This window comes from Vibrio sp. 704, from assembly GCF_033339295.1.
The window spans coordinates 1-602 of record NZ_JAWOUH010000682.1 but is presented as its reverse complement, the minus strand read 5'-3'; the positions used below and the strand labels follow the sequence as shown (position 1 = coordinate 602).

The 602-nt window shown below is 47.2% G+C and carries 1 protein-coding gene; it reads left to right on the top strand.

Features of this window, described 5'->3' with window-relative positions; translation table 11 throughout:
* Nucleotides 1-602: septum site-determining protein MinD (minD, locus tag R7R24_RS28490; RefSeq protein WP_318120423.1), on the top strand; the 602-nt coding region annotated here is incomplete at both ends.

Here is a 602-nt window from a genome sequence, read left to right as displayed (position 1 = left end):
AAACCAAGCGCTAATCAAAGATAAGCGCACAGACAATCTTTTCATTCTTCCAGCATCCCAAACTCGTGACAAAGATGCGCTAACGAAAGACGGCGTGCAACGAGTTTTCACTGAGCTAGATGAAATGGGCTTTGATTTCATCATCTGTGACTCACCAGTAGGTATCGAGCAAGGCGCGCTCATGGCGTTGTACTACGCAGATGAAGCGATTGTAACGACTAACCCTGAAGTATCTTCAGTACGCGACTCAGACCGCATTCTAGGTATCCTAGATTCTAAGTCTCTACGCGCTGAACAAGGGCTAGAGCCAGTGAAGCAACACCTTCTACTGACACGTTACAACCCTACGCGTGTAAACCAAGGTGAAATGCTGAGTGTGGAAGACGTAGAAGAAATCCTACACATCCCACTATTGGGCGTGATTCCTGAAAGCCAAGCGGTACTTAACGCATCAAACAAAGGTGTGCCGGTCACATTCGACGAAAACACCGATGCGGGCATGGCGTACTCTGACACTGTTGATCGCTTACTAGGCAATCAAGTTGAATTTCGTTTCCTTACTGAGGAGAAGAAAGGACTCTTTAAACGACTGTTCGGAGGCT